This window comes from Clostridium sp. MT-14, from assembly GCF_042436595.1.
In the GTDB taxonomy this organism is placed as follows: Bacteria; Bacillota; Clostridia; order Clostridiales; family Clostridiaceae; genus Clostridium_B; species Clostridium_B aromativorans.
The window spans coordinates 1-6,243 of the sequence record NZ_JBHMIY010000064.1 but is presented as its reverse complement, the minus strand read 5'-3'; the positions used below and the strand labels follow the sequence as shown (position 1 = coordinate 6,243).

At 30.8% G+C, this 6,243-nt stretch carries 8 protein-coding genes; all 8 read right to left on the bottom strand.

The genetic code is table 11. The features are described 5' to 3' along the window. Nucleotides 1–1,078: 1,078 nt before the first annotated feature. A complete protein-coding gene (locus tag ACFHWD_RS20275) occupies nt 1,079–1,240 on the bottom strand; it encodes a hypothetical protein (RefSeq protein ID WP_106011013.1) in 162 nt (53 codons plus the stop codon). Beyond that, the gene (locus ACFHWD_RS20270) at nt 1,200–1,610 is read right to left on the bottom strand and encodes a transposase (protein WP_378062908.1); all 411 of its coding nucleotides are present in this window, start codon (nt 1,608–1,610) and stop codon (nt 1,200–1,202) included. The genes ACFHWD_RS20275 and ACFHWD_RS20270 overlap by 41 nt, the downstream gene beginning before the upstream one ends. Next, a complete protein-coding gene (locus tag ACFHWD_RS20265) occupies nt 1,603–1,842 on the bottom strand; it encodes a winged helix-turn-helix domain-containing protein (RefSeq protein WP_378062909.1) in 240 nt (79 codons plus the stop codon). Before ACFHWD_RS20265 ends, ACFHWD_RS20270 begins: the two co-directional genes overlap by 8 nt. A 114-nt stretch (nt 1,843–1,956) precedes the next feature. Continuing rightward, nucleotides 1,957–2,274, bottom strand: coding sequence for a hypothetical protein (locus tag ACFHWD_RS20260; RefSeq protein ID WP_378062907.1), 318 nt, complete (start codon nt 2,272–2,274; stop codon nt 1,957–1,959). Nucleotides 2,275–2,451: 177 nt separating this feature from the next. Further along, on the bottom strand, nt 2,452–3,444 hold the full coding sequence (locus ACFHWD_RS20255) for an ATP/GTP-binding protein (protein ID WP_378062906.1): 993 nt from the start codon (nt 3,442–3,444) through the stop codon (nt 2,452–2,454). A 100-nt stretch (nt 3,445–3,544) separates the two neighbouring features. After that, nucleotides 3,545–3,799 carry a hypothetical protein gene (locus tag ACFHWD_RS20250; RefSeq protein WP_378062905.1) on the bottom strand — a complete coding sequence of 85 codons (255 nt, stop codon included), beginning with the start codon at nt 3,797–3,799 and terminating at the stop codon, nt 3,545–3,547. Nucleotides 3,800–4,238: 439 nt separating this feature from the next. Continuing rightward, on the bottom strand, nt 4,239–5,429 hold the full coding sequence (locus ACFHWD_RS20245; protein WP_378062904.1) for a hypothetical protein: 1,191 nt from the start codon (nt 5,427–5,429) through the stop codon (nt 4,239–4,241). A gap of 46 nt (nt 5,430–5,475) precedes the next feature. Further along, nucleotides 5,476–5,850, bottom strand: coding sequence for a hypothetical protein (locus ACFHWD_RS20240; RefSeq protein WP_378062903.1), 375 nt, complete (start codon nt 5,848–5,850; stop codon nt 5,476–5,478). Nucleotides 5,851–6,243 lie beyond the last annotated feature (393 nt).

The following is a 6,243-nucleotide window of genomic DNA, read 5'->3' as shown; positions in this document are numbered from 1 at the left end:
TTGCTCTCACTTATTTTCGGCATTCCCATATCCTTATACACCTCCAATATTTCATCGGGATTCACTTTTGCAAGTACATCCATTATCACCGCATAAAGCGGATCCTTTATATTACTTATGTATTCTGCCAGCCAGTTTTTCATCAAATTCCTGTCCTGCTGCTGATTCTGAAGCAGTTTTAAATATCCGGCTTCTCCGTCATCCAATTGTTTTGACACTAAAATCNACACCTCCAATATTTCATCGGGATTCACTTTTGCAAGTACATCCATTATCACCGCATAAAGCGGATCCTTTATATTACTTATGTATTCTGCCAGCCAGTTTTTCATCAAATTCCTGTCCTGCTGCTGATTCTGAAGCAGTTTTAAATATCCGGCTTCTCCGTCATCCAATTGTTTTGACACTAAAATCTGAGTGTCTATGTCCGTATCTTTTATATAATATATGCCGCTGCCAGCTTTTTTTATATCAGCCTTTATCTCATTTTTCAAATAATCAAGCAATTTCCCGGGGTACCTGCTGGAAGTCAGAGTTATGGTCATTTCATTTATATTAATCCTGTCTGTTTCCCTTGAAAGTGCTTTATAGAGATAGGCATATGCCTTTATCTTGTAATAATCATCTATTGATATATAGTCTGTAGGAGATTTGTACTCCAATATATTATACTTTTTAAATATTCTGCCCAGAGATTTGTCTATCTCGATTTCCTTGAGCTTCTTTACAACCAGCACATCTATCCTGAGGGGCTCATCTGTGAGTTGATATTCCGTTATAAATTCCAGGTATTTTCTATATTCCTTGAGTTCCAGCTGCACTGCCGCCGCAAAGGCCGGGTGCCATTTTACCTTTTCATCCGCCAAATCCATCAACCACCCTGCTCTGTTATTTTTATTATATCATATATTATCCCCGCAAAAAGTTAATCTTATTCAAACATTTGTTCTTTAAATAAAATTACAACTTTAATTCTTTTGTACAATGACAACCAATCCATCAAGCAATTTCCTCATATCTGCGTGTTCTATTGCAATGTTCATCTTCTGTTTATGCTATATATATCGTACAAATAAAACTACATGCGGACACAAAACCTGTCAATAACGGTTTCCGGGATTTGATTAACCCAGTTAATAAACCATTGGACAGCATTTCTAATTTCTTTAACAGATGAAAAGAAAGCATTATTAATTACCTCATCTTTCATCCAACCCCACAGCCCCTCTATTATATTCATTTTGAGACTGTATGGAGGAGAAAAATGAATGAAAGCCGGGTACTGTTCTTTTCCAGAAACCCTTAAGTAATTTTGCATGATGAACTCTGGAATTATCAAGAATCATAACTATTTTACCTTCTGGATATTGTTGTAAAACATTTTCAAGAAATCCAAGGAATACTTCAGCATAATATTTACTATGTTCCTCACAATAAACTGACCCGGTTTCATAATTGATAATCCCCAGGAGTTTTACCCCTTCATGTTTTCCGTAGGCTGCTATAATTCTCTGCTGACCTTTGGGAAACCATGTTCTGGAAATAGCTTGATAATCCCGGATCATTGATTCGTCTTTAAAAAGAATATGGTTTATATTTCCGTCAATCAAGTTTTTTTAAATCCTCAAATTCTTGTTTGAAGGCCTCCTGCTTTTCTTTATCTGCTTTTGCCAGGGTATACGTCGGTCGTGTATAACTAAGGTTTAATCTGTGGAATACTTGCAGCATCCCTCGATTACTGTATTCAATATGAAAATTGTCACTAACCCATTTACGGGCTATGCTGGCATTCCAGTTTTTGCGGTTTCCAAATCCTAATTGGTCCGAGGTTTTTGTCGTTATTATTTCATACAGCTTTTTTTCCTGGTCATTGCTATATAGCCAAAATCCACCTGGGATTCTTCTCCTGGCAAAGTTGTAAGGACCATATATGGTTTGGATGGTTTCTATATAGTTTTAATTCATTGAATATAAATAATATATCACTATTAATCTTCTTCTATAGCTATTTAATCCCAAATCAAGAAGTGCTGCACACAATAGACTTAACAGCTTGTATTTTTTTGTTTTTCTATAATGATTTTCTTCATAATTGTATATCTGTAAATTGGTATCTTTAAAATTATCTAAATCATAATTTTCAATTTCAATACTCTTTATTGCCTTATCCATTTCTAAGACTGCTAATTCAGTGGTATCTCTATTTATATCTTGATACATAATTTTTTGTTCATGTAAATACTGCTTAAGTTCTGAACCCTTCTCTATTTCCAAATTAAATGAGTCCTTTATATAATTAGAGGCTGTAAAACTTTCAATAGAAGGATAACTAAGAAGGAGCAGCCCCTGCCTATCATATTCATCATTACTTTCTCTGGAATTACCAAGTCTATTTATTAAATCCCCAACAAGATTTTCATCATTTTTTTATTATTATCAGCAAACATAACTCTACTCATCTTCGTATACCGGCTTTCCACCAAACACACCGCTTACGTACATTTTTTCTATATTTTGAGCTTCTCTTGGTTTTTCATTGGAAAATCTATTTATAATACTCCCATCACTTCCTCTAAATTCAACTGCATATTCCTGATCTGGTCTAAATATAGTATTTGACAGTAAATTAGTTGAATGTGAAACCACAAATACTTGAGAGTTATTAGATTTGCCCATAAAATATCTAATAAGAAGTTCTTCAAGATCGTTGTGAAATGCACTGCTGAATTCATCTATAATCAACATTCCTCCATTTTTTATTACATGGAAAAAGGCAGGCAGCATATTTAAAAGATTTTTATTTCCCAGCGATTCCATGGCAAATGGAATAGGTTCTCCAATATCATCTCTTTTAAAAAATATACTCTTATCTCCCGATGTATCTATAGAAATTAATTTTCCAACACTTGCGTTTGAATACTCTACCAACTGTCCAAAATTATACTTTTTAAAGAAATTATTAATATCATCTACACCATTATTTTTCAAATACTCTACTAAATCAAGTTTACTGTGTGATGGATTTATACCTCTTCTTAAAAAAGCATCGAGATAAACTGAATTTATTAAATAATTAAACCATGTTTTTAACACAGGATAGTTATTAAATTTTGTGTTAAAATATATGGATCTTAAAAGGAGGGATTCTTTATCAATGTCTGTAAAAACTTTATTATCCGTAATATATGATTTTGCACTTTGGCCAATTCTATTTAGCATAATCCTATCATTCAATAATAAATCTTCCGTCATAAGTCTATTTTCTACATCATAGTTAATATTGTAATTGATAATATTATCTTCAATTTTGAACTCATAATTAAGTTTTATATTATTGCTTTCAGAAAATAAGCACTTATAAAGTCCAATATTTATTATCTTTTCTGCTATTATAGACAAAATCAAAAATAAATGTACAGTTTTTACGTTTATTTTTAATTTCACAGTAAAAAAATTACCTTAAAATATTATATCATCCTTGTGGTAATTAATATCTGCGTTATATTGGATCATGTTTCCCAGGTGAATTATTATATACGTATACTTAATAAGTATTTTCTAATTCATCATGCTTATAACTTATCAATTTTTCAATCTCTATATTAAAAATTTCAGTAATCTTGTTCATATAATTTTCAAAGCTTATACTGTCATCTATTTCTCCTTTGAGACGGCAATCCTCCATATATTCTGTCCATAGGAGCTTTTTGCTGACCCCGTTACAGAATAGTTTCTTATGGATGTAAGCTAGATTTGGCATTCTTTTGTTACTAATATTTTTGCCTGCTTTAGGAAACATTAGATTCTCCAAAGCCTTGTCTCATATTTTCCTACAATGGCCATACAAGATTTAATTCTTTTGCACGATGCTAGACTTTGATAACAGTTTTCTGTGCAGCACCACAGATTTGCATGATGTTATGCTGGGTGAATCCAAGACTGATTAGTCTTAAGATTTCCCGACATTTGGTCATAATCATGACCTCCTTATAATGAATTTACATCTTGTGATGCAACTCCATTATAAGATTTATAAACACTGATTTCTGCATAACGGAATGTTGATTTCCCTGCCACTGGGTAATATTCATGTTTTTTGTATACCCATATAAGACCCTCCTTTTTAGGAAGATTATCTTATATTTTTTGAGTGGTTTCTATCGATTTTTTACTTGACACTTACTTTATAACACTCAACCTTAAAATTGGAATTTGTCAATTACTTCATAATTTTAATACTATGAATATAATGTTTTGTTGATTTTTTCCTCTATTTGGTCAAATTTTTCAAGCTTTTTAAACTCAGGATCGTTAATAAACTTAAATATTATATTTCTAACAATTTGACAAACATCTAAGTATTCTTGTAGAGAACAACTCATTGATTCTCCATGTACAGCTTTTGATCTTACCCTATATAACTTTTTAACTTTTTTCTTCATTTTCATCCTATTCTCATAATCATCACACAAAATAACTGCAACATTTGTTGATAAACTTTCAGCTATACCGCCACTATTCTTTTTACCAATTATGCCTTCAAGTGAAAAAATTGCCTTTACAAAGGCTCTCTCTATGCTATGTTCTTCCATACTCTCACCAAGCCACATCAATGAAGTCTGAATTCGATTGAAAATTTCGTTATTCTTAGTATTAATTCTAAATAATTTATCCCATATAGGATCAAATTCATTAAATATCTTATCTTGCAAATTGACAATTTTAAAAATTTTATCTATCTTACTTGGACCAGTTGCAAGACCTGATTCATTAATCATAATTATATCTCTACGAGATTGTCCATTACCATTAAGAAAATTTATGCTCTCCTTAGGATCAGTAACCATGTACAATACCCGTATGGTGTTTGTGAACAACTCTATATAGTCTTCAATTAATTCTAATCCCCTGTATTTTTCAGATACAGTCAAAGAACAACTCCAAAAAACTGTGTCATCTGATGTCTTTTTATCCCTCCATTTTTTTGCCTTTTCTGATTCAAATAAATTAAGGAATTCACTTTTATTGATAATTTCAAAGTCTCCTATTTTGATTTTTTGATCAACTTTACAAATATTGAATAATTGTACATTATAATTGTAGAGTTGCCTTCCTTCCTCTAGTTTTCTTTCTAGTTTTTTCATAATATCGTCAACTATCTCATTTTTTCGAATTTCACTAGGATCATAATATCCACCAAATGAATTTAACACTGTTTTAAAACTTAGATTATAGTACAACCTTGGCTCAGATTTCCAAAAATCTAAAATATCTTGTTTTCCACAAACATTCATACCTTGTATTTGTAGATAAGCTTCAATAGTTGTATCCTCTTCCATATTATAGCGTCTAAAAAAACTTTTATAAAATTCTTCTTTGGGTACTTCCTTATAATTTCTATCAACAATTGTTTTAATTTTAGTTTTCATTTTTTTCACCTTTTCATAAAAAATAAAATTTGTTATCGAACATATTCTATTCCACAAAGTTTTGTAATTCTTGTGCTATATCATTTCCACGTACTCTAATTGCTTCAGTTGCCTTTGAAAAAAACTGTTCAAATTGCTTATTTTCCGAACCTTTTGCACTTAATTTGATTGGCAACCTTTTTATGTTTTTTATAATTTTATCAGTCTTGTCCTCATAGAGGTGTCCATCCCACAATTCTATTGGTCTATTAGAACTTCCACTGACAAAGGACTGCAAATAATTTTTTTCAATAAAATTATTCCAGTCTTCAAAACATTCATTCAACCATTTTGAACATATATTAACATTGTTTAACTGATTCTTTCCTCCAATAATTTTTTTAAGTAATTCATTATTTCTATGATTCTTATCTCCACTCATATACCACTCCCAAATTCCCAACAAAGTAATATCCCAAAAATTTTTTGTTAGTAAATATCTTGAAAAATTAAATCCTTTAGGAACAGGTATAAAATTGCCAATTGTATGATTTACTTTTGCAAATTCTAAAAATACTTCTATGAGACATATTCTTCACTCCTGTTGTTAAAGTTGTTATGGTAAATAATTTATACAACAAAAAGTGAGTTTTGTCTCTACTTTTTATGAAATTTTTTTACTGTAAATATATGTTATGAAATCTTCTCATTTATAGTATGATAAAATAAAAATCATAGGAGGCTTTTATTTATGGCGAGGAAAAAAGATGTTTATAAGGTAAAACCCATAACTGAAGGTAAGAAAAATATTATTTCGGATCTTCTCAACGAGTAC